The organism is Streptomyces sp. NPDC038135 (assembly GCF_055601245.1).
On the sequence record NZ_JBVJXS010000001.1, the window covers coordinates 712,977 to 735,552 of the forward strand.

16 protein-coding genes are annotated in these 22,576 nt (G+C 68.2%); 1 reads left to right on the plus strand and 15 read right to left on the minus strand.

The window, feature by feature from the left end; translation table 11 throughout:
• Window positions 1-66: 66 nt before the first annotated feature.
• The 9 genes from ACZ7JA_RS03355 to ACZ7JA_RS03395 form a co-directional block, all read right to left on the minus strand.
• Window positions 67-2,079 (minus strand): hypothetical protein, encoded by a 2,013-nt coding sequence (locus ACZ7JA_RS03355; RefSeq protein WP_470806995.1) that lies wholly within the window; start codon window positions 2,077-2,079, stop codon window positions 67-69.
• A gap of 36 nt (window positions 2,080-2,115) precedes the next feature.
• Entirely contained in the window at window positions 2,116-2,496 is a 381-nt protein-coding gene (locus tag ACZ7JA_RS03360) for a hypothetical protein (protein ID WP_351672670.1), read from the minus strand.
• A 142-nt stretch (window positions 2,497-2,638) separates the two neighbouring features.
• Window positions 2,639-3,412 (minus strand): hypothetical protein, encoded by a 774-nt coding sequence (locus tag ACZ7JA_RS03365; RefSeq protein WP_470806996.1) that lies wholly within the window; start codon window positions 3,410-3,412, stop codon window positions 2,639-2,641.
• Window positions 3,413-3,479: 67 nt separating this feature from the next.
• On the minus strand, window positions 3,480-3,770 hold the full coding sequence (locus ACZ7JA_RS03370) for a hypothetical protein (RefSeq protein ID WP_470806998.1): 291 nt from the start codon (window positions 3,768-3,770) through the stop codon (window positions 3,480-3,482).
• 415 nt (window positions 3,771-4,185) lie between these two features.
• Window positions 4,186-5,379: an elongation factor Tu gene (gene tuf / locus ACZ7JA_RS03375; RefSeq protein ID WP_143627906.1), complete on the minus strand. Its 1,194-nt coding sequence runs from the start codon at window positions 5,377-5,379 to the stop codon at window positions 4,186-4,188.
• Between the two features lie 156 nt (window positions 5,380-5,535).
• Window positions 5,536-7,662 (minus strand): elongation factor G, encoded by a 2,127-nt coding sequence (fusA, locus tag ACZ7JA_RS03380; RefSeq protein ID WP_351672666.1) that lies wholly within the window; start codon window positions 7,660-7,662, stop codon window positions 5,536-5,538.
• A 39-nt stretch (window positions 7,663-7,701) separates the two neighbouring features.
• The gene (gene rpsG, locus ACZ7JA_RS03385) at window positions 7,702-8,172 is read right to left on the minus strand and encodes a 30S ribosomal protein S7 (protein ID WP_003992340.1); all 471 of its coding nucleotides are present in this window, start codon (window positions 8,170-8,172) and stop codon (window positions 7,702-7,704) included.
• Between the two features lie 2 nt (window positions 8,173-8,174).
• A complete protein-coding gene (gene rpsL / locus ACZ7JA_RS03390) occupies window positions 8,175-8,546 on the minus strand; it encodes a 30S ribosomal protein S12 (RefSeq protein WP_003948652.1) in 372 nt (123 codons plus the stop codon).
• A 262-nt stretch (window positions 8,547-8,808) separates the two neighbouring features.
• A complete protein-coding gene (locus ACZ7JA_RS03395; protein WP_389305413.1) occupies window positions 8,809-9,735 on the minus strand; it encodes a glycosyltransferase family 2 protein in 927 nt (308 codons plus the stop codon).
• 194 nt (window positions 9,736-9,929) lie between these two features.
• On the opposite strand from ACZ7JA_RS03395, the gene ACZ7JA_RS03400 reads away from it, so the two are divergent.
• Window positions 9,930-11,207 (plus strand): hypothetical protein, encoded by a 1,278-nt coding sequence (locus tag ACZ7JA_RS03400; RefSeq protein WP_470806999.1) that lies wholly within the window; start codon window positions 9,930-9,932, stop codon window positions 11,205-11,207.
• Window positions 11,208-11,302: 95 nt separating this feature from the next.
• Here ACZ7JA_RS03400 and ACZ7JA_RS03405 read toward each other — a convergent pair whose 3' ends face one another.
• The 6 genes from ACZ7JA_RS03405 to rplA form a co-directional block, all read right to left on the minus strand.
• Window positions 11,303-15,202 (minus strand): DNA-directed RNA polymerase subunit beta', encoded by a 3,900-nt coding sequence (locus ACZ7JA_RS03405; RefSeq protein ID WP_351672660.1) that lies wholly within the window; start codon window positions 15,200-15,202, stop codon window positions 11,303-11,305.
• Between the two features lie 102 nt (window positions 15,203-15,304).
• Window positions 15,305-18,790 carry a DNA-directed RNA polymerase subunit beta gene (gene rpoB, locus ACZ7JA_RS03410; RefSeq protein ID WP_351672658.1) on the minus strand — a complete coding sequence of 1,162 codons (3,486 nt, stop codon included), beginning with the start codon at window positions 18,788-18,790 and terminating at the stop codon, window positions 15,305-15,307.
• A gap of 570 nt (window positions 18,791-19,360) precedes the next feature.
• The gene (rplL, locus tag ACZ7JA_RS03415) at window positions 19,361-19,744 is read right to left on the minus strand and encodes a 50S ribosomal protein L7/L12 (RefSeq protein WP_351672656.1); all 384 of its coding nucleotides are present in this window, start codon (window positions 19,742-19,744) and stop codon (window positions 19,361-19,363) included.
• A gap of 116 nt (window positions 19,745-19,860) precedes the next feature.
• A complete protein-coding gene (rplJ, locus tag ACZ7JA_RS03420; RefSeq protein WP_030823469.1) occupies window positions 19,861-20,391 on the minus strand; it encodes a 50S ribosomal protein L10 in 531 nt (176 codons plus the stop codon).
• Window positions 20,392-20,704: 313 nt separating this feature from the next.
• Window positions 20,705-21,616, minus strand: a complete 912-nt coding sequence (locus ACZ7JA_RS03425) for an SCO4651 family lipoprotein (RefSeq protein WP_351672654.1) — start codon at window positions 21,614-21,616, stop codon at window positions 20,705-20,707.
• A gap of 162 nt (window positions 21,617-21,778) precedes the next feature.
• Window positions 21,779-22,504, minus strand: coding sequence for a 50S ribosomal protein L1 (rplA, locus tag ACZ7JA_RS03430; protein WP_351672652.1), 726 nt, complete (start codon window positions 22,502-22,504; stop codon window positions 21,779-21,781).
• Window positions 22,505-22,576 lie beyond the last annotated feature (72 nt).

Consider the following 22,576-nt stretch of genomic DNA (forward strand, 5'->3'; position numbering starts at 1 on the left):
AGGATGAGGCGAAAGCCATCATCAGAAGGGCAACAGGGACGTTGAGAGCGGCTCGTAGGCGCCTGGTCATTTGGTCTGTCCCCCGGAGACCCCCAGTGCGTGAGCTGCACCGCTCTCGGATGCCTCAGTGACCATGGCCTGAGTCGCGAATCCGGCATGTCCCCGCTCCGCCTTGGACCGATGCCATTCGTCCGCAAGAGCCATCAGCTGCCCGTTCCTTGCCTCGTAGGCCTCAGAATTCTGCTCCGTCTGCTGATCATCCAACCGCTTCTGCTCATCCGCCAACCACTTACCCGTGACGTAATCAAACCCCTGCTGGACATCGCTGCTGCCGACCGGGATGTAGCTGATCGCCTTGTCGAAGACCGGCTTCGCTTCGAAGGAGGCTGTTTTGGGGTCGCCCTGGGCCTGGATCCGGGCCTCCTCCAGGAAACCGACGGTGCGGCCCGCGCGGAGCAGTGGTTCCGTGGATCTGGAGTGATCGGCGTGGATGCCGGAGACCATCGCCTGGTTCAGGCCGCCGTTCAGCGTGCCGTAGGCGTCCTTGTCCTTCGACACCTGCTTGGCGACCTCGAAGAGCTGGTCCTGGGGCAACGGGGACCTGGAGATGTCGATCTCGCTCATCGACGCGTGCACCGTGTCGCCGTGGTTGACCAGGATCGACGCCATCGGCCGGCGCAGGGACGGAGGGAACTCGTCGCCGCTGTCGGACAGCCGGCCGATCGCCGACCGGAAGACCGCGTCGTTCTGCCTGGTGTGCGGCACATAGTGGCCGTGCGGGTCGGACGGGTCGATCCCCGTGGCCGCCGCCTGGAGGGCCCTGCCGAAGCCCGCGCGGTCGTCCGCGTCGAGCCCGGCCGCGTAGCCGCCGTTCTTGTCTCCCCCGCGCTCGTGCAGGACCACGTCCCAGTCCCGGTCCTTGACCAGGTACTTCATCCGGGCGTCCGAGCCCAGGTAGTCCGCGGCCGTGTGCGGGTCGCGGCTCATGATGCCCAGCGCGCCGTCCACCGGGTCGTTGGCGAACCAGCCGCCGTGCCTGCCGCTGTAGTCGTGCTTCAGCCGCCAGATGCCCGGGTCCCGGCGCTCCGCCGCGATCATGTCGTCGGTCAGGTTCTCGAGCATTTTCGGCGCGTAGCCGTGGCCCTTCCCCATCAGGGTGACGAGGGACTGGTAGCCGACCGCCTTGTCCATGCGCTCGCCCTGCGCGTCCGTGGCGTAGTGCTCGACGCCGGCGTGCCTCATGGAGGACCGCCAGTGCTTGTACCAGGGCGAGTTCGTGTCCCTGGTCGCCGTCGCCAGGGTGTTCGCGAGACCCGACTCGATGGTCGCGTACGTGCCCGACCCCGGCCCGCCGCGGACGTGGATCAGGTCGTTGAGCTCGTTCGTCAGCGTGATCGTGCCCGCCGGGCCCAGGTCGTCCAGCAGGGTCCGGGAGAACGCCTCGTCGCCCGAGTTGTCGCGGAACGCCCGCTGGAGCTCGGTCAGTTCGCGCTGGGAGAGGTGTTCGCCGCGGCCCAGTCTGCCGAGCGCGTCCTCCGCGGCCAGCGCCTCGTACTTCTCGATGTCGCCCAGAGCGCGGCCGTTGAAGCCGCGGCCGCCGGCCGGCGGGTCCGAGTCGACGACCACGGCCGCCAGGGCGGTCTCCACACCGGTGTCCGCGTCCGTCACGGCGCGCACCGCCGCGTCGATGCGGGCCTGCCAGGACCGTACGGTCGCCTCGTCCGGCTCCTTGGCGTGGGCGGGGTCGGCGCTGACCCTGCCCCGGTCCGAGATCCGCATACCGGCCGCGCGGGCCTCCTCGTGCGCCGCCGTGAGCCTGCCCTTCAGCTCCGTGAACTGGGTGTGGGCGTCCCGCAGCAGGGAGGCGACGGCCTTCGCCTCCGTCTGGGCGTACCGCAGCTCCTTGAGCGTAACGCCGAAGCTGCCGTGGGCCGCCTCCGCGCTCATCCCGCTCCAGGCGGGGGCCGTCGTGATGCGGTGGACGTCCCGGTGGTACGCCCTCTCCTGCTCGGCGAACTTCCCCGCCATGCCCTCCCAGCGCTCGGCGGCGCCGGTGAGCGCGGCGAGGTCGGTGCTCATGATCTCGTGGTACGTCGGCATGCCCGGCCGTTCCCGTCAGTACAGGTCGAGCGCGGACGTGCGCCGCAGGGCAGAGCCGGCCGCCACGTCAGAGCCGGTCAGGACCACGTTGGCACTGCGCAGCGCGTCCTTCTCGGCACCGAGCCGGTCCATCAGGTTCCGCACCTGGTCGCCCCAGGCCGCGTGGGCCCTGCGCAGCGCGGCGGAGGTCAGCCAGCCGTGTCCGTCGCGGGCGCCGAAGGCCTTCACCGCCGCTCCGGTCTCGTCGTCCGCCCATCCGCCGGCCGTGCGGGTGTCCGGCTCGATGTGGTCGTTCAGCGCCCTGGCCGCCGCCCGCTTCTCGGCGGGACTGGACGCCAGCCTCCCCGCGCCAGGACCGTGACCGTTGCCGCCGTGGCCTCCTGCCGGACCGTCCACCGCTCACCCCTCGCCGTCTCGACGTCCACCACCGCTCCATCAACCGGCGGACGCCGATCTTCGTCACGGGGGTTTTCACATGCACCGCGTTGACGTCGTCCGGGGGGTGTCGCCGGGCATCCCGGCGGGGGCTCGCCGCGGTTCAGGGGCGTCCGGTCTCCTGGTCCAGCGGGACGAGGTTGCCGGCGCTGAGCACGTCACCGCGGGCCGGTGAGCCCAGCGACGCGCGCAGCTTGCCGACGCCGGGGTCGGAGAAGGAGACCGTCAGGGTGCAGGGCGGCTGGCCGGTGATGGTGTTGTGGGAGTCGATCGGCGCCTGCAGCCCCTTCATGACCTCGGCGCCCTCCTGGCCGGGGCACAGGGCCCGCACCGGCAGCTCGACCTCGGCGCTGGCGCCGTTGCGGCCGTCGACGCGCACGCTGTGGCCGGGCCCCGTCCCGGTGGGCTCGAGCCATCTGACCGGCAGGCCGTGCGCACCGCCGACCAGTCCGTCCGGGCCCTCGATCTCCACCGCCACGCCGTCCGTGCCGAGGGTCCGGGACAGCTCCAGCGGGCGCTTCCCGCCGGAGGTGAGGAGGAGAACGATGGTGAAGCGGGCGGGCGTGCGGGGCCCGTGTCCGTACCCGTAGGCGCCGAGGACGAGCCTGGGGCCGGCCGGCGGCTCGTCCCTGGGCGGTGGGGCGAGCGCGTCCGCGGGCAACGGGAAGCGGTGGTACCCCCTGGCTCCGCACCGGTCGCCGTCGGAGACACCGCCCCCGGGCAGGGCCACGGCCTTCGCCGGCCCCGGGGCGAGTCGCCCGACCAGCGTGAACAGCCCCTGCTGATAGCCCATGGCGATCACTACGGCGGCCACGGCCAGCCAGGGGACCACCACCTGCGCCTTCTCCAACGCGACGCCGCGCAGCCTGTCGAGCACGGGACCTCTCTCTGCGACGACCGGCCGGACGGCGCCGGCCGGGGAACGGGAACCGACCCGGCACCGCTCAGGTGCGGCAGGGACCGGTGCGCCAGCCGGGCGGGGCGGCGGGCCGTGCCGCCGCGTGGGGCCGCGGCAGCCGCTTGCGGCCGGTGCGGCCCCACGCCCGTTCCTCGGCCTCGGCCTGCTCGCGCAGCCGCCGGGTGACCATCCGGGCCCGAGCCGACGGCTCCTTCGGCGCGCCGGCGCCGCCGCCCTCGGCCGACTCCCGCAGGAACGCCTCCCACTGCTCGTCGGACGGGGACGACCGCTCGTCCGAGTCCTCGTCGGGCCGTTCGGGGGGCGGGGCGGTGCTCACAGGCTCACTTCCGTCGACGACAGGCGCTTGTGATCATTCCTAGGTCGTGTCCGCAAAGTCGCGTCGTTCGCCCGCAGGGCGGGCGTCGCGGCGTCCGGTGCGTGCTCTCGGCGTGCCGGCCGGATGCCCTCGTACTGGGTGTACTCGGGCTTTCGGCCGGTGCGGCGAGAGTGCGTGCCGGGCGTCGTGACGCAGACGCGACTTTGCGGACACGGCCTAGGCGGCCGTCCGGGCGTTCACAAGGCGTGGACGGAGTCGTACGGAAGCCGTGATCCAACCGGTAGGGGTTCGCAGCGCCCCGCCGTACAACCCCGGGCGAACACGGCTCGGGACAGCGAAGAGGCCCGTACGACCGAAGTCGTACGGGCCTCTCCGACAGCTACCAGGTCAGAGACCGGGCCGGGTCAGTTCAAGATCACTTGTTGATCTTGGTGACCTGGCCGGCGCCCACGGTCCGGCCACCCTCACGGATGGCGAACTTCAGGCCCTCTTCCATGGCGACGGGCTGGATGAGCTCCACCTTCATCTCGGTGTTGTCACCCGGCATGACCATCTCGGTGCCCTCGGGGAGGGTCACGACGCCGGTCACGTCCGTCGTACGGAAGTAGAACTGCGGACGGTAGTTGTTGAAGAACGGCGTGTGGCGGCCACCCTCGTCCTTGGACAGGATGTAGGCCTGCGCCTCGAACTCGGTGTGCGGGGTGACCGAGCCCGGCTTGATGATGACCTGGCCGCGCTCGACGTCCTCGCGCTTGATGCCGCGGAGCAGCAGACCGACGTTCTCACCGGCCTGGCCCTCGTCGAGCAGCTTGCGGAACATCTCGATGCCGGTGACCGTGGTGGTGGTCTTCTCCTGCTTGATACCGATGATGTCCACGGTCTCGTTGACCTTGAGGACACCACGCTCGATACGGCCGGTGACGACCGTACCGCGACCGGTGATCGTGAAGACGTCCTCGATCGGCATCAGGAACGGCTTGTCGACGTCGCGCTCCGGCTCCGGAATCGCGGTGTCGACGGCGTTCATGAGGTCCAGGACGGACTGCGTCCACTGCGCGTCGCCCTCGAGGGCCTTCAGCGCCGAGACACGCACGACCGGCAGGTCGTCGCCCGGGAACTCGTACTCGGAGAGGAGCTCACGAACCTCGAGCTCGACGAGCTCCATGATCTCCTCGTCGTCCACCATGTCGGCCTTGTTCAGGGCGACGACGATGTACGGAACGCCGACCTGGCGGGCCAGGAGCACGTGCTCCTTGGTCTGCGGCATCGGGCCGTCGGTGGCGGCGACCACGAGGATCGCGCCGTCCATCTGCGCGGCACCGGTGATCATGTTCTTGATGTAGTCCGCGTGACCCGGGCAGTCGACGTGGGCGTAGTGACGCGCCTCGGTCTGGTACTCGACGTGCGCGATGGAGATGGTGATACCGCGCTGGCGCTCCTCGGGCGCCTTGTCGATGTTGTCGAACGGGGTGGCCTCGTTCAGCTCCGGGTACGCGTCGTGCAGCACCTTGGTAATGGCGGCCGTGAGGGTCGTCTTACCGTGGTCGATGTGACCGATGGTGCCGATGTTGACGTGCGGCTTAGTCCGCTCGAACTTCGCCTTCGCCACTGGGGTCCTCCTGTGGAGTGGTTCTGTACGCCTTGGTTCGTCGGCGCCAGGTGATCTTTGCTGTTAAGTCCCGGAACCCGGGGCAAGCATCCGCGTTTGCGGTTGTTTGCCCCTTGAGGCTCCGGAGTCAAGCCTAAAGCGTGGGAACGCGGTGCGTTACTCGCCCTTGGCCTTCGCGATGATCTCCTCGGCGACGTTCCGCGGAACCTCGGCGTAGGAGTCGAACTGCATCGAGTAGCTCGCGCGACCCGACGTCTTGCTGCGGAGGTCGCCGACGTAGCCGAACATCTCCGAAAGGGGCACGAGGCCCTTCACGACGCGGGCACCGGCCCGCTCCTCCATGGCCTGGATCTGACCACGGCGGGAGTTGATGTCGCCGATGACCTCACCCATGTAGTCCTCGGGCGTGGTGACCTCGACGGCCATCATCGGCTCGAGCAGCACGGGGCTGGCCTTGCGCGCGGCCTCCTTGAAGGCCTGCGAGCCGGCGATCTTGAAGGCGAGCTCGGAGGAGTCGACCTCGTGGTAGGCGCCGTCGTGGAGGATGACGCGCACGCCGGTCATCTCGTAACCGGCGAGGATGCCGAACTGCATGGCCTCCTGCGCACCGGCGTCGACCGAAGGGATGTACTCCTTCGGGATACGACCACCGGTCACCTTGTTCACGAACTCGTACGAGGTGTCGCCACCCTCGAGCGGCTCGATGCCGATCTGCACCTTCGCGAACTGACCGGTACCACCGGTCTGCTTCTTGTGGGTGTAGTCGACGCGCTCGACGGCCTTGCGGATCGTCTCGCGGTAGGCCACCTGCGGCTTGCCGACGTTGGCCTCGACCTTGAACTCACGGCGCATACGGTCGACCAGCACCTCGAGGTGCAGCTCGCCCATGCCACCGATGATGGTCTGGCCGGTCTCCTCGTCCGAGTGGACCTGGAAGGACGGGTCCTCCTCGGCCAGGCGCTGGATCGCGACGCCCAGCTTCTCCTGGTCGCCCTTCGACTTGGGCTCGATGGCGACCTGGATGACCGGCGCCGGGAAGTCCATGGACTCCAGGATGACCGGGTTCTTGTCGTCGGACAGCGTCTCACCGGTGGTGGTCTGCTTCAGGCCCATGACGGCGACGATGTCGCCGGCGCCCACCGACTCGATCTCCTCACGCTTGTTGGCGTGCATGCGGTAGATCTTGCCAATGCGCTCCTTCTTGCCCTTGACGGAGTTCAGCACCGAGGTGCCGGACTCCAGGCGGCCCGAGTAGACCCGGACGAAGGTGAGCTTGCCGAGGTGCGGGTCGCTCATGATCTTGAACGCCAGCGCGGACAGCGGCTCGTCGTCGGACGGCTTGCGCTTGACGACGACCTCGGGGTCCTTGACGTCGTGGCCCTCGATGGCCTCGATGTCGACCGGCGACGGCAGGTAGCGGACGACCGCGTCGAGCAGGGGCTGGACGCCCTTGTTCTTGAAGGCGGTACCGCAGAACACCGGGGTCACGGTGGTGCCGGTGCCCTTGCCGGACGCGATGGTGATACGACGGATCGCGGCGTACAGCTGCTCCACGGAAGGCTCCTGGCCCTCCAGGTACAGCTCCATGATCTCTTCGTCGTTCTCGGCCACGGCCTCGAGCAGCTTGCCGCGGTACTCCTCGGCAGCCTCGGCGTGCGTGTCCGGGATGTCGACGGTGTCGTACATCTCGCCCTTGGTGGCCTCGGCGGACCAGACCAGGGCCTTCATCGTCACGAGGTCGATGACGCCCTTGAAGTCGGCCTCGGCACCGATCGGCAGCTGCATCACGATCGGCTGAGCGCCCAGGCGGTCAGTGATCATGTCGACGCAGCGGTGGAACTCGGCACCGGTCCGGTCGAGCTTGTTGACGAAGCAGATGCGCGGGACGCCGTAGCGGTCCGCCTGACGCCACACCGTCTCGGACTGCGGCTCGACACCGGCGACACCGTCGAACACCGTCACGGCACCGTCGAGCACGCGCAGGGAGCGCTCCACCTCGACGGTGAAGTCGACGTGACCCGGGGTGTCGATGATGTTGATGGTGTGATCGACGTCCTCGAGCGGCCAGTGACAGGTGGTGGCAGCAGAGGTGATCGTGATGCCACGCTCCTGCTCCTGCTCCATCCAGTCCATGGTGGCAGCGCCGTCGTGGACCTCACCGATCTTGTAGGACACACCGGTGTAGAACAGGATCCGCTCGGTGGTGGTCGTCTTGCCCGCGTCGATGTGGGCCATGATCCCGATGTTGCGGACCTTGGCCAGGTCAAGTGAAGTGGTAGCCATAAGGCTTCAGTCTTCTCTCGGTCTCGATGTGGGTAGCGACTACCAGCGGTAGTGCGCGAAGGCCTTGTTGGACTCGGCCATCTTGTGCGTGTCCTCGCGCTTCTTCACAGCGGCACCCAGGCCGTTGGAGGCGTCGAGAAGCTCGTTGAGCAGGCGCTCGGTCATGGTCTTCTCGCGACGGGCGCGGGAGTAACCGACCAGCCAGCGGAGCGCCAGCGTGTTGGCGCGACCGGGCTTGACCTCGATCGGCACCTGGTAGGTGGCGCCACCGACACGGCGGGACTTGACCTCGAGGGTCGGCTTGATGTTCTCCAGCGCGCGCTTCAGCGTGATGATCGGGTCGTTGCCCGTCTTCTCACGCAGACCCTCCATGGCACCGTAGACGATGCGCTCGGCGGTGGAGCGCTTGCCGTTCAGCAGCACCTTGTTGATCAGGGAGGTCACCAGAGGAGAACCGTAGACCGGGTCGATGATGACCGGGCGCTTCGGGGCGGGGCCCTTACGAGGCATTCTTACTTCTCCTTCTTGGCGCCGTAACGGCTGCGAGCCTGCTTGCGGTTCTTGACACCCTGGGTGTCGAGCGAACCGCGGATGATCTTGTAGCGAACACCCGGCAGGTCCTTCACACGGCCGCCGCGCACGAGCACGATGGAGTGCTCCTGCAGGTTGTGTCCCTCACCCGGAATGTAAGCGGTGACCTCGATGCCGCTGGTCAGACGCACACGCGCGACCTTACGCAGGGCCGAGTTCGGCTTCTTCGGGGTGGTCGTGAACACACGCGTGCAGACGCCACGACGCTGAGGGGAACCCTCGAGTGCGGGCGTCTTGTTCTTCTCGACCTTGTCCTGCCGGCCCTTGCGGACCAGCTGCTGGATCGTAGGCACTACTTCTCCGGTTTCTGTGTGCCGATGAGTACAGCTAACCTGGAACATCTCCGACCCACGCGGTCGGGTGTGTCGAATCCGCCGCGCTTCCGCCGCGAGACGGGAAAGGCACGGATTACGGTGGCCGGTGTCGGCTCTGCGTGCGGTTGAAGGCACGCACGAAAGCCAGGGCACACCCCAGGCACAAGGTCTGAGCGTACCTACCGCACCCACTTCGGTCAAAACAAAGGCCGCGGGGCCGGGCCCGGCGGGCTGCCGCGGGTCAGCGGCGCGTCGTCGTCTCCCCCGCCTGCTCCGCCGTGTCGTGGCCCACGAAGTACGTCGGCCGGTTCTGTATGGCCGTGTATATGCGGGCCACGTACTCCCCGAGCAGCCCCACGCAGATGAGCTGCACCGCGCCGATGAAGAGCACCCCGGTGAACAGCGAGGTCCAGCCCGGGACCGTGTGGTCCAGGACGTGGGCGGAGAGCGTGTACACCATCAGCCCGAGGCAGACCAGGAAGGCGAAGCCGCCGAGCCAGGTGGCCAGCCGCAGCGGGGCCGCCGAGAACCCGGTGACGCTGTCGACGGCCAGCCGGATCATCCGGCCCAGCGGGTACTTGCTGCGGCCTGCCGTGCGCGGGGCGCGCTCGTAGGTCACCCGGCCGCTGGGGAAGCCCAGCCAGGGCACCAGCAGCCGGTAGACCCGCTGCTGGTCGGGCAGCGCCTTCAGCGCCTCCACGGCGGCCCGGCTCAGCAGCCGGAAGTCGCCGGCCTGCGCGGGCACGGAAGGCCCCGCCAGACGGCGCACCAGCCGGTAGTACAGCCCGGCGGTCCACCGCTTGAAGCCGGTGTCGCTGGCCCGGTCGGCGCGGATGCCGTAGACGATGTCCAGCCCCTCGGCGCGGGCCAGGGCCAGCATGTCGGGGATCTTCTCGGGCGGGTCCTGCAGGTCCGCGTCGATGCTGACCACGTACGCGCCGGCCGCCCGGTCGAGGCCCGCGGTCAGGGCCGCCTGGTGGCCCGAGTTGCGGCGCAGGCCGATCACCCGCAGTTCCGGCCAGCCGAGCCGGAAGGCCGCGAGCAGCTCGCCGGTGCCGTCGGTGCTGCCGTCGTCGACGGCGACCAGCTCGTACGGCACGCCGAGGCCCTCAAGGACCGGGCGCAGCCGGCTGACCAGGGCGGGCAGCGCCTCGACCTCGTTGAACATCGGTACGACGACGGACAGCTCGATCGCCGGCTCCGTTCCACCGGTCACCCGCTTCTCCCCCCTTCGCCCCGCACATGCGACGCTTTGGCCACACACAAGTGATCCTTGTGTGATCTCGTGACTGACACTTCACGACCCCCCGGGCTGCGGAATCCTCCGGCCCCGGCGGTCGGCCGAGGGGGGAGACCGCAGGGATGAGCACGGCTTCCGGTGACATCGAGGCGGACACCGTCCTGCCCGGGGAGCAGTCCGGCACTCCGCGCCCGAGCCGCCGGCTCACGCTGCCGCCGGGTGCGCGGCCGTACGTGGCTCCACTCGTCCTGTACTGCGTCACGAAGCTCGTGGGGCTCACCATATTCGCCTGCCTGCTGGAGCATGCGGGCGACTACCGCAGGAAGGACCCGCGGTTCGGCGGCGGCGCCCACTGGTGGGACGTGCTGTCCACCTGGGACGGCTGGTGGTATCTGCAGGTCGCGGGGCACGGGTACGACCCGAAGCCGCTGCAGCCGCTGCCCGGGGGCGGCCTCTTCACGGTCCAGCAGAACTCGGTCGCGTTCTTCCCGCTCTACCCCGGGCTGATCCGCAGCGTCTCCGAGACCACCGGGCTCGGCCTGTACGGCTCCGGCATCCTCGTGTCGGTCCTGGCCTCCCTGGTGGCGGCGGCGGGCATCTACGCGGTGGTCGCGGCGCTGGCCGGCGCGCGGGCCGGCACCATCGCCGCCGGGCTGTGGGCCGTGGTGCCCGGCGCGGGCGTCGAGTGGGCCGTGTACTCGGAGTCCCTGTTCGTCGCCATCGCCGCCTGGACCTGCTACAGCGTGATGCGGGGCCGCTGGGTCGCCGCGGGCCTCCTGGCCTTCCTGGCGGGCCTCAACCGGCCCACCTCGGCGGCCCTCATCGGCGCGGTGGGACTGGCCGCCCTGGTCACCGTCCTGCGGCGGGACGGCCGGCGTGAGCACGGGGTCGGCGGGCCGGTCTTCGCGATGATCGCGGCGCCGCTCGGCCTGCTCACCTACGTCGCCTGGGTCGGGTGGAGCATGGGCGACCTCACCGCGTACTTCACGCTCCAGCGCGAGGGCTGGGCGCACTACTTCGACTGGGGGGCGTACACGGCGGACGTCCTCGGCAACGTGGCCGTGGGGCACAGCGACTACCTGTTCGCCTTCTCCACGCCCGATCTGCTCGGCGTCCAGCTCGTCATCGCGCTGCCCTTCCTGATCACGCTGATGCTGCGCCGGAGGCCGCCGCTGGTGCTGGTCGCCTACACCCTGGCGGGCATCGTCACCGTCCTGGGCACCCAGCAGATGTTCGGCAACACCTCCCGCTACCTGCTGCCCTCCTTCCCGCTGCTGCTGGCGCCGGCGGCGGCGCTGAGCCGCCTGAAGTGGCCCGGCCTGGCCGTGTTCTTCACGACGACGGCGGTGGCATCGGGCTGGTACGCGCACTACGTGATCTTCGAGCTGGGCATCCCGTAGCCGAGCCGGGCACCCCGCGGACGGCAGGCGGCCGCAAGAACGCCGAAGGGCGGTCACCCCACCGGGGTGACCGCCCTTCAGTTCAACTCAACCACTCACTGGTTGTACGGACCGTAGTCGTAGTCCTCCAGCGGGACGGCCTGGCCGGAGCCGGTGCCGAACGGCGAGTAGTCGATGTCGTCGTAGCCGACGGCCGAGTACATCGCGGCCTTGGCCTCCTCGGTGGGCTCCACCCGGATGTTGCGGTAGCGGGACAGACCCGTACCGGCCGGGATGAGCTTACCGATGATGACGTTCTCCTTGAGGCCGATGAGGCTGTCGGACTTGGCGTTGATCGCCGCGTCCGTCAGGACTCGGGTCGTCTCCTGGAAGGAGGCGGCCGACAGCCAGGACTCCGTCGCCAGCGAGGCCTTGGTGATACCCATCAGCTGCGGACGACCGGAGGCCGGGTGACCGCCCTCCTGGACCACACGACGGTTCTCGGTCTCGAACTTCGAGCGCTCGACCAGCTCGCCGGGCAGCAGCTCGGCGTCGCCCGACTCGATGATCGTCACACGGCGCAGCATCTGCCGGATGATGATCTCGATGTGCTTGTCGTGGATCGACACACCCTGCGAGTTGTAGACCTTCTGGACCTCGCCGACCAGGTGGACCTGGACGGCACGCTGGCCCAGGATGCGCAGCACGTCGTGCGGGTTGGTGGCACCCACGGTGAGCTGCTGGCCCACCTCGACGTGGTCGCCCTCCTTCACCAGGACCTTGGCGCGCTTCGAGATCGGGAACGCCGTCTCGTCGCTGCCGTCGTCCGGGGTGACGACGATCTTCTTGGTCTTCTCGGTCTCCTCGATCCGCACGCGGCCGTTGGCCTCGGAGATCGGGGCGACACCCTTCGGGGTACGGGCCTCGAAGAGCTCGACGACACGGGGCAGACCCTGGGTGATGTCGTCACCGGCCACACCACCGGTGTGGAAGGTACGCATCGTCAGCTGGGTACCGGGCTCACCGATGGACTGGGCGGCGATGATGCCGACCGCCTCACCGATGTCGACCAGCTTGCCGGTGGCCAGCGAACGGCCGTAGCACATGGCGCAGGTGCCGACGTGCGACTCGCAGGTCAGGATCGAGCGGGTCTTGACCTCCTCGATGCCGTGGTGCACCAGCTGGTCGATGAGCACGTCGCCGAGGTCCACGTTGGCCGGCGCGATCACCTTGCCGTCGATGACGACGTCCTCGGCGAGCATGCGGGCGTAGACGCTGGTCTCGACGTCGTCCGCCTTGCGCAGCACACCGTCGGCGCCGCGGTTGGCGATCCGCAGCTTCAGACCGCGCTCGGTGCCGCAGTCCTCCTCGCGGATGATGACGTCCTGCGAGACGTCCACCAGACGACGGGTCAGGTAACCCGAGTCGGCGGTACGCAGGGCGGTGTCGGCCAGACCCTTACGGGCACCGTGCGTGGAGATGAAGTACTCCAGCACGGACAGGCCCTCACGGAAGGACGCCTTGATCGGACGCGGGATGGTCTCGTTCTTCGCGTTCGACACCAGACCGCGCATACCGGCGATCTGCCGCATCTGCATCATGTTTCCTCGGGCACCCGAGTCGACCATCATGAAGATGGGGTTGGTCTTGGGGAAGTTCTCGTTCATCGCCTCGGCGACCTCGTTGGTCGCCTTGGTCCAGATCGCGATGAGCTCCTGAGTGCGCTCTTCCTTGGTGATCAGACCGCGCTCGTACTGCTTCTGGACCTTCTCGTCCTGCGCCTCGTAGCCGCGGACGATCTCCTTCTTCGCCTCGGGAACGACGACGTCGGAGATGGCCACGGTGACACCGGAACGGGTCGCCCAGAAGAAGCCGGCCGCCTTCAGGTTGTCGAGCGTCGCCGCCACGATGACCTTGGGGTAGCGCTCGGCCAGGTCGTTGACGATCTCGGAGAGCTGCTTCTTGCCCACCGAGTAGTCGACGAACGGGTAGTCCTCGGGCAGCAGCTCGTTGAAGAGCGCGCGGCCCAGGGTGGTGCGCAGGCGGAACGAGTCACCCTGCTGCCACTCGGGCTCGCCCTCCTCGCGCGCCGGCGGGGTCCAGCCGCGCGGCGGGATGGTGCCCACCGGGAAGCGGATGTCGATCGGCGACTGCAGCGCGAGCTCACCGGCGTCGAAGGCCATGATCGCCTCGGCCGTGGAGCCGAACGCGCGGCCCTCGCCCTTGGTGTCACGCAGCTCGCCGTCGGTGGTGAGGAAGAACAGACCGAGGACCATGTCCTGGGTCGGCATCGTCACCGGACGGCCGTCGGCCGGCTTGAGGATGTTGTTCGAGGACAGCATCAGGATGCGGGCCTCGGCCTGCGCCTCCGCGGACAGCGGCAGGTGCACGGCCATCTGGTCACCGTCGAAGTCCGCGTTGAACGCGGTGCAGACGAGCGGGTGGATCTGGATGGCCTTGCCCTCGACCAGCTGCGGCTCGAAGGCCTGGATGCCGAGGCGGTGCAGGGTGGGAGCACGGTTCAGCAGAACCGGGTGCTCGGCGATGACCTCTTCGAGGACGTCGTACACGACCGTGCGGCCGCGCTCCACCATGCGCTTGGCGCTCTTGATGTTCTGCGCGTGGTTCAGGTCGACCAGGCGCTTCATCACGAACGGCTTGAACAGCTCCAGCGCCATCGCCTTGGGCAGACCGCACTGGTGCAGCTTGAGCTGCGGGCCGACGACGATGACGGAACGCGCCGAGTAGTCGACTCGCTTGCCGAGCAGGTTCTGACGGAAACGACCCTGCTTGCCCTTGAGCATGTCGCTCAGGGACTTCAGCGGGCGGTTACCGGGACCGGTGACCGGGCGACCGCGACGACCGTTGTCGAAGAGGGCGTCCACGGCCTCCTGGAGCATGCGCTTCTCGTTGTTCACGATGATCTCGGGCGCGCCGAGGTCGAGAAGCCGCTTCAGGCGGTTGTTGCGGTTGATGACACGGCGGTACAGGTCGTTCAGGTCGGAGGTCGCGAAGCGGCCACCGTCGAGCTGCACCATCGGACGCAGGTCCGGCGGGATGACCGGCACGCAGTCGAGCACCATGCCCTTGGGGCTGTTGCTGGTCTGCAGGAACGCGGAGACGACCTTCAGGCGCTTGAGCGCACGGGTCTTCTTCTGGCCCTTGCCGGTGCGGATGATCTCGCGGAGCTTCTCGGCCTCCTCGTCGAGGTCGAAGGACTCCAGGCGCTTCTGCAGCGCGGCGGCGCCCATCGAGCCGTCGAAGTAGGTGCCGAACCGGTCGCGCAGCTCGCGGTAGAGCAGCTCGTCGCCCTCGAGGTCCTGGACCTTGAGGTTCTTGAACCGGGTCCACACCTCGTCGAGGCGGTCGATCTCGCGCTGCGCGCGGTCGCGCAGCTGCTTCATCTCGCGCTCGGCGCCCTCGCGCACCTTGCGGCGCACGTCGGCCTTGGCGCCCTCGGCCTCGAGCTCGGCCAGGTCGGTCTCGAGCTTCTTGGCGCGGGCCTCGAGGTCGGCGTCGCGGCGGTTCTCGATCTGCTGGCGCTCGACCGAGACGTGCGCCTCGAGGGAGGGCAGGTCGCGGGTGCGGCGCTCCTCGTCGACGTACGTGATCATGTACGCCGCGAAGTAGATGACCTTCTCGAGGTCCTTCGGCGCCAGGTCCAGCAGGTAGCCGAGGCGCGAGGGGACACCCTTGAAGTACCAGATGTGCGTGACGGGCGCGGCCAGCTCGATGTGGCCCATCCGCTCACGGCGCACCTTGGCGCGCGTGACCTCGACGCCACAGCGCTCGCAGATGATGCCCTTGAAGCGGACGCGCTTGTACTTGCCGCAGTAGCACTCCCAGTCCCGGGTCGGACCGAAGATCTTCTCGCAGAAGAGCCCGTCCTTTTCCGGCTTGAGGGTGCGGTAGTTGATGGTCTCGGGCTTCTTGACCTCGCCGTGGCTCCACTGACGGATGTCGTCAGCGGTGGCCAGGCCGATCCGGAGCTCGTCGAAGAAGTTGACGTCGAGCACTATGCGTCAATCCCTCTCAGGGTCGTAAGTCTGTGGTCTGAAACGGGGGCCTGGGGGTCGGCGGGGGCCTCACACGGTGGCGAGGCCCCTACCGGACTCCCGTCAGACCTCTTCGACGCTGCTCGGCTCGCGCCGGGACAGGTCGATGCCGAGCTCCTCCGCAGCGCGGAAGACATCCTCGTCGGTGTCGCGCATCTCGATGGACATACCGTCGCTGGACAGCACCTCCACGTTCAGGCAGAGCGACTGCATCTCCTTGATGAGCACCTTGAAGGACTCGGGGATGCCGGGCTCGGGAATGTTCTCGCCCTTGACGATGGCCTCGTAGACCTTCACGCGGCCGGTGACGTCGTCGGACTTGATGGTCAGCAGCTCCTGGAGGGCGTACGCGGCGCCGTAGGCCTCGAGGGCCCACACCTCCATCTCACCGAACCGCTGGCCACCGAACTGGGCCTTACCACCCAGCGGCTGCTGGGTGATCATCGAGTACGGACCGGTCGAACGGGCGTGCAGCTTGTCGTCGACCAGGTGGTGCAGCTTCAGGATGTACATGTAGCCGACCGAGATCGGGTCCGGGAACGGCTCACCGCTGCGGCCGTCGAACAGCCGCGCCTTGCCGGTCGGGAGCACCATGCGCTCGCCGTCCCGGTTCGGGATGGTGTGCTGCAGCAGACCCGCCAGCTCGTCCTCCCGCGCACCGTCGAACACCGGGGTGGCGACGTTGGTGCCCGGGGCGACGGAGTCGGCGCCGATCGCCTGGAGGCGCTGGGCCCACTCCTCCGCGAGGCCGGAGACGTCCCAGCCGCGGCTGGCGAGCCAGCCGAGGTGGATCTCCAGGACCTGTCCCGGGTTCATTCGGGACGGGACACCCAGCGGGTTGAGGATGATGTCGACCGGGGTGCCGTCCTCCAGGAACGGCATGTCCTCGATCGGCAGGATCTTGGAGATGACACCCTTGTTGCCGTGGCGGCCGGCGAGCTTGTCACCGTCGGTGATCTTGCGCTTCTGCGCGACGTAGACGCGCACCAGCTGGTTCACACCGGGGGGAAGCTCGTCGCCCTCCTCGCGGTCGAAGACGCGCACGCCGATGACCTTGCCGGTCTCGCCGTGCGGCACCTTCAGCGAGGTGTCACGGACCTCACGGGCCTTCTCGCCGAAGATCGCGCGCAGCAGGCGCTCCTCGGGGGTCAGCTCGGTCTCGCCCTTGGGCGTGACCTTGCCGACGAGGATGTCGCCGGCGATGACCTCGGCGCCGATGCGGATGATGCCGCGCTCGTCGAGGTCGGCGAGGACCTCCTCGGAGACGTTCGGGATGTCCCGGGTGATCTCCTCGGGGCCGAGCTTGGTGTCACGGGCGTCGACCTCGTGCTCCTCGATGTGGATCGAGGAGAGGACGTCGTCCTGCACGAGGCGCTGCGACAGGATGATCGCGTCCTCGTAGTTGTGACCCTCCCACGGCATGAACGCCACGAGCAGGTTCTTGCCGAGGGCCATCTCGCCGTTCTGGGTGGCGGGACCGTCGGCGAGCACCTGGCCCGTGATGATCCGGTCGCCCTCGTTGACGATGACCTTCTGGTTGACCGAGGTGCCCTGGTTGGACCGGGAGAACTTGGCCAGGCGGTACGTGATGTACGTGCCGTCGTCGTTGGCGGTGGTGATGTAGTCCGCGGAGACCTCCTGGACCACACCGTCCTTCTCGGCCTTGACCACGTCGCCGGCGTCGACCGCGGAGCGGTACTCCATGCCGGTGCCGACGAGCGGGGACTCGGACTTAATCAGCGGCACGGCCTGACGCATCATGTTCGCGCCCATGAGGGCACGGTTGGCGTCGTCGTGCTCGAGGAACGGGATCATGGCGGTCGCGACCGACACCATCTGGCGCGGCGAGACGTCCATGTAGTCCACGTCGTCACCGGCGACGTAGTCGACCTCGCCGCCACGGCGGCGGACCAGCACGCGGTTCTCGGCGAACCGCATGTCGTCCGAGAGCGTGGCGTTGGCCTGCGCGATGACGAACCGGTCCTCCTCGTCGGCCGTCAGGTAGTCCACCTCGTCGGTGACCTGACCGTCGACGACCTTGCGGTACGGCGTCTCGACGAAGCCGAACGCGTTGACCCGGCCGTAGGAGGCGAGCGAGCCGATCAGACCGATGTTCGGGCCTTCGGGCGTCTCGATCGGGCACATGCGGCCGTAGTGCGACGGGTGCACGTCACGGACCTCGAAGCCGGCCCGCTCACGGGAGAGACCACCCGGGCCAAGAGCCGACAGACGGCGCTTGTGGGTGAGACCCGACAGCGGGTTGTTCTGGTCCATGAACTGCGACAGCTGGCTGGTGCCGAAGAACTCCTTGATGGAGGCGACGACCGGCCGGATGTTGATCAGGGTCTGCGGCGTGATCGCCTCGACGTCCTGGGTCGTCATGCGCTCGCGCACGACGCGCTCCATACGGGCGAGACCCGTACGGACCTGGTTCTGGATCAGCTCGCCGACGCTGCGCAGACGACGGTTGCCGAAGTGGTCGATGTCGTCGGTCTCGACGACGATCGTGCCACCGTTGTCACCCGAGGTCTCGGTCTCGCCGGCGTGCAGCTTCACCAGGTACTTGATCGTCGAGATGACGTCCTCGACGGTCAGGACACCCGCGTCGAGCGGGGCGTCCGCACCCAGCTTCTTGTTGACCTTGTAGCGGCCGACCTTGGCGAGGTCGTAGCGCTTGGGGTTGAAGTAGAGGTTCTCGAGCAGCGTCTGCGCGGCCTCACGCGTGGGGGGCTCGCCCGGACGCAGCTTGCGGTAGATGTCCAGCAGCGCGTCGTCCTGGCCCTGGGTGTGGTCCTTCTCCAGGGTGGCGCGCATCGACTCGTACTCGCCGAACTCCTCGAGGATCTGCTCGGTGGTCCAGCCGAGCGCCTTCAGCAGTACGGTGACCGACTGCTTGCGCTTGCGGTCGATGCGGACACCGACCATGTCGCGCTTGTCGATCTCCATCTCCAGCCAGGCACCCCGGGACGGGATGATCTTGGCGGAGAAGATGTCCTTGTCGGACGTCTTGTCGATGGAGGAGTCGAAGTAGACACCGGGGGAACGGACCAGCTGCGACACCACGACACGCTCGGTGCCGTTGATGACGAAAGTGCCCTTGTTCGTCATGAGCGGGAAGTCGCCCATGAAGACCGTCTGGGACTTGATCTCACCGGTCTCGTTGTTGGTGAACTCGGCGGTGACGAAGAGCGGGGCGGCGTACGTGAAGTCGCGCTCCTTGCACTCGTCGATGGAGTTCTTCGGCGGCTCGAAGCGGTGGTCCCGGAACGTCAGGGACATCGACCCGGAGAAGTCCTCGATCGGGGAGATCTCCTCGAAGATCTCCTCCAGACCGGACTTGGTGGGGACGTCCTGACCGTTCTCAAGAGCCTCCTCGACCCGACTCTGCCAAGCGGTGTTGCCGAGCAGCCAGTCGAAGCTCTCGGTCTGCAGCGCGAGCAGGTTCGGAACCTCGAGAGGCTCCTTGATCTTTGCAAAGGAGATGCGCAGCGGGGCGGTGCTTGCGCCGTTGTTCGTATTCGCGGTCGAGGCGTTGCGCGAGGCGGCCAAGAGGGGGTCCTTCCGAGGGCTCGGACTCACTACGCGCGTACCGGCCCCTCTCCCAGACACAGAGACGGAAACCCCAGGTCAGGGGAGCTTCGGTCATCGGTGCTCGAGTGAGGGCAGACCCCTGGTGACGGGCAGGGGAAGCTAACAGGCAGCGCAAAGGGTCAGTGTAGCCACTTGGCACACTGATGTCCAGCCCGGGTTTCTCGAGACCCTCGTCGTGCTCACTGCCTTCGTCAACAACGCCCTCGGCATGCCTGCCCTCAACGCACGTTGATACTGCCCTCTTCGCCGTCGATCCATGCCTCGGATTCGGATCCTTGTGACGACGCGTCCTGAGAATTGCGCGCTGCGTGCGGTTCGTCAAGGCCCCCCAGCCCAAACGGGGCCGTCCGGAGACAGGACGAAGATCACCATACCCCCCGCCGGGGCGAGTTCAAGGCGACCCGGGTCACCCTCCGAAGACGCCGAAGAGCGACCACCCGGATGGATGATCGCTCTTCGGTGCGTCCGCGTTACAGCCCCTGAGGGCCGCAGTCTGCGCGCAGCCGGGTTACGGGAACCCGGAAGGTGTTACTTGACCTCGACGGAGGCGCCGGCGGCCTTGAGGGACTCGGCAGCCTTGTCCGCGGCCTCCTTGTTGACCTTCTCGAGGACCGGCTTCGGGGTGCCGTCGACGAGGTCCTTGGCCTCCTTCAGGCCCAGGGAGGTCAGCTCACGCACGACCTTGATGACCTGGATCTTCTTCTCGCCGGCGCCGGTGAGGATGACGTCGAACTCGTCCTTCTCCTCCTCGGCCGGGGCAGCCGGGCCACCCTGGGCCGGGCCCGCGACGGCGACGGCCGCGGCGGCGGTGACGTCGAACTTCTCCTCGAACGCCTTCACGAACTCGGAGAGCTCGATGAGGGTCATCTCCTCGAACTGCGCGAGCAGGTCTTCCTGAGACAGCTTCGCCATGATGGGCGATCCTTCCACTAATTCGGCGGGTGCCGGATGTACATGAGTGGCGGGCGTACGTTGGCCCGCTGTGACCCTGGCCGCGTCAGGCGGCCCGGATCAGAAAGCGAGCCGAATTACTCGGCACCGCCCTGCTCGTCCTGCTTGGCACGAAGCGCGTCCACGGTGCGGACGAGCTTCGAGGGAAGCGCCTGGAAGAGCTGCGCAGTCTGCGTCTGCTTGCCCTTGAAGGCGCCCGCCAGCTTGGCGAGCAGAACCTCGCGGGACTCGAGGTCCGCAAGCTTCTTGATCTCGTCGGCGGACATCGCCTTGCCGTCAAGGACACCGCCCTTGATGACGAGATTCGGGTTGTCCTTGGCGAAGTCACGGAGACCCTTCGCCGACTCCACCGGGTCACCGGTGACGAAGGCGACGGCCGTCGGACCAGCGAAGAGCTGGTCGTCCAGCGTGATCCCGGCCTCGTTGGCCGCAATCTTGGTCAGCGTGTTCTTCACCACGGCGTACTGGGCGTTCTCACCGAGCGACCGGCGCAGCGTCTTGAGCTGCGCCACGGTGAGACCGCGGTACTCGGTCAGCACAGCGGCGTTGGAGCTGCGGAACTTGTCCGTCAGCTCGGCAACCGCGGCAGCCTTGTCGGGCCTCGCCATAGAGCCTCGGCCTCCTTCCGGGTGATTCTGACCGCGCGGACCCGAAGGAGGACTGGGGAAAACGAAACGCCCCGGCGCAGGCGCTCGGGGCGGACTCGACCGTCGGCACACGCTGGGCGCGTACCATCCGGGAGTGCTTCCACTGACACCTGCGCGGGTCGTCCACTTTGCAGCGGATCCTTCGGCCACCGCACCTTCATTCGAACGTGCGGCAACGACCAGCGGTCTTTGGCTTCGGTAGGAGAGTACGGGACCGGGGCGCCGCAGAGCAAATCGGGCCCCGCGCCCGCCCCGGTCCAGGTGCGGCGGCCGGTCAGGAGGCGCTGACGCCGCTGCCCGACGCGGTGCCGCCGGCCTTCATCAGGTCCTTGAAGTCCTGGGTGTCGGCGGCCGGGGGCGCCTCCGCGGTGACCCGCACGCCGTAGTCGCTGTAGTAGGCCGTGCTGGTCATGGTGCCGGCGGTCATCTGCGCCTTCTCCACCTTCTTGACCAGCAGGTCATGGCCGTCGACCCAGATGTCGACGGTCTCCGTGCTGACGCCGGCCTGGCTGAGCTGCTTCTTCAGGTCGGCGAGCTGACCGGCGTCGAGGTCGCTGTTCTTGCCGGCGAGGTCGGCGACGTCGACCGTGCCGGAGTAGTGCGTGGCGCTGACGCCGGAGACCTGCTCCTCACCGACCTTCTTCACGTCGCCGGAGGCCAGCAGCAGCTTCACCGACTGGTTCGGCGTGGTGTTCTGCATCTGGTCCTTCATGTACGCCCCGGAGCCGCCGCCGAGCTTGGCGAGGTCGGCGTAGGCGTACCGGATCCAGTGCTTGCCGCCGGACTGCCGGGCGTACTGCTCGCTCATCCTGGCGTAGTAGGCGTCCGGGAGGTAGCGGGCCTCCATCGAGGACGTGCCGGCCTTGCGCATCGCCTCCGCCAGCTTGCCGCCGGTGTAGGTGATGGTGAGGTTGCCCTTCATGCCGTCGCCCCACGTCAGGGCGCCGTTCGCGGTCATCGACATGGTGTCGCCGATGCTGGTGGTGGAACGGACCTTGGCGGACTCCGCCTTGTCGGTGGACTTCTCGGCGGAGCGCAGGGCCGCGAGGGGGTTGGCGTGGGTGAGGCTTCTGCCGACCGCCTTGTCGCCGTTCCCGGAGCTCTCGGTGCCGCAGGCCGCCAGACCGGTCAGCGCGGTGACCACCGCGACGGAGAGGCCCACCCGGCGTGCGGTCGTGCTCTTCATTCGTCCTACCCCCATGCGAGTCCGGTGCCTGCACCGTAGCCCAGGCCGCTGACGGTCGTACGACAGTCCGCACAAAGAAAGGACGGACCCCGCACCTCGGAGGTTGCGGGGTCCGCCCTTTGCTTACGCGTCCGTGACGCGGCTGCCGGGAGAGCGCGGGGCTCAGACGGCGGCCGGGTCCTCCTCGACGAGGAGGTTGCGGGTGCGGTTCGAGTCGACCGGAATGCCGGGGCCCATCGTGGTGCTGATGGCGGCCTTCTTGATGTAGCGACCCTTGGCGGCGGACGGCTTCAGACGGAGGATCTCCTCCAGGGCCGCGCCGTAGTTCTCCACCAGCTTGGCGTCGTCGAAGGACGTCTTGCCGATGATGAAGTGCAGGTTCGAGTGCTTGTCGACGCGGAACTCGATCTTGCCGCCCTTGATCTCCGTCACGGCCTTGGCCGTGTCGGGGGTGACGGTGCCGGTCTTCGGGTTCGGCATCAGACCACGCGGGCCGAGGACGCGGCCGAGGCGGCCGACCTTGCCCATGAGGTCCGGGGTGGCGACGACGGCGTCGAAGTCCAGACGGCCCTTCGCCACCTCGTCGATCAGCTCGTCGGCGCCGACGATGTCGGCGCCCGCGGCACGCGCGGCCTCGGCACGGTCACCGGTCGCGAAGACCAGGACCCGGGCGGTCTTACCGGTGCCGTGCGGAAGGTTCACGGTGCCACGGACCATCTGGTCGGCCTTGCGCGGGTCGACACCCAGGCGGAAGGCGACCTCGACGGTGCCGTCGAACTTGGTCGTGGAGGTCTCCTTGGCGAGACGGACGGCCTCGAGCGGGGCGTACAGCTTCTCCCGGTCGACCTTGGCGTCCGCAGCGCGGAGAGCCTTGCTGCGCTTGCTCACAACTGCTCCTGTGGGTTCTGTTCGGAGTCGTGGTACGGGCCGAGCAGGCCCTGCCACGTGCGGCCGTCACGG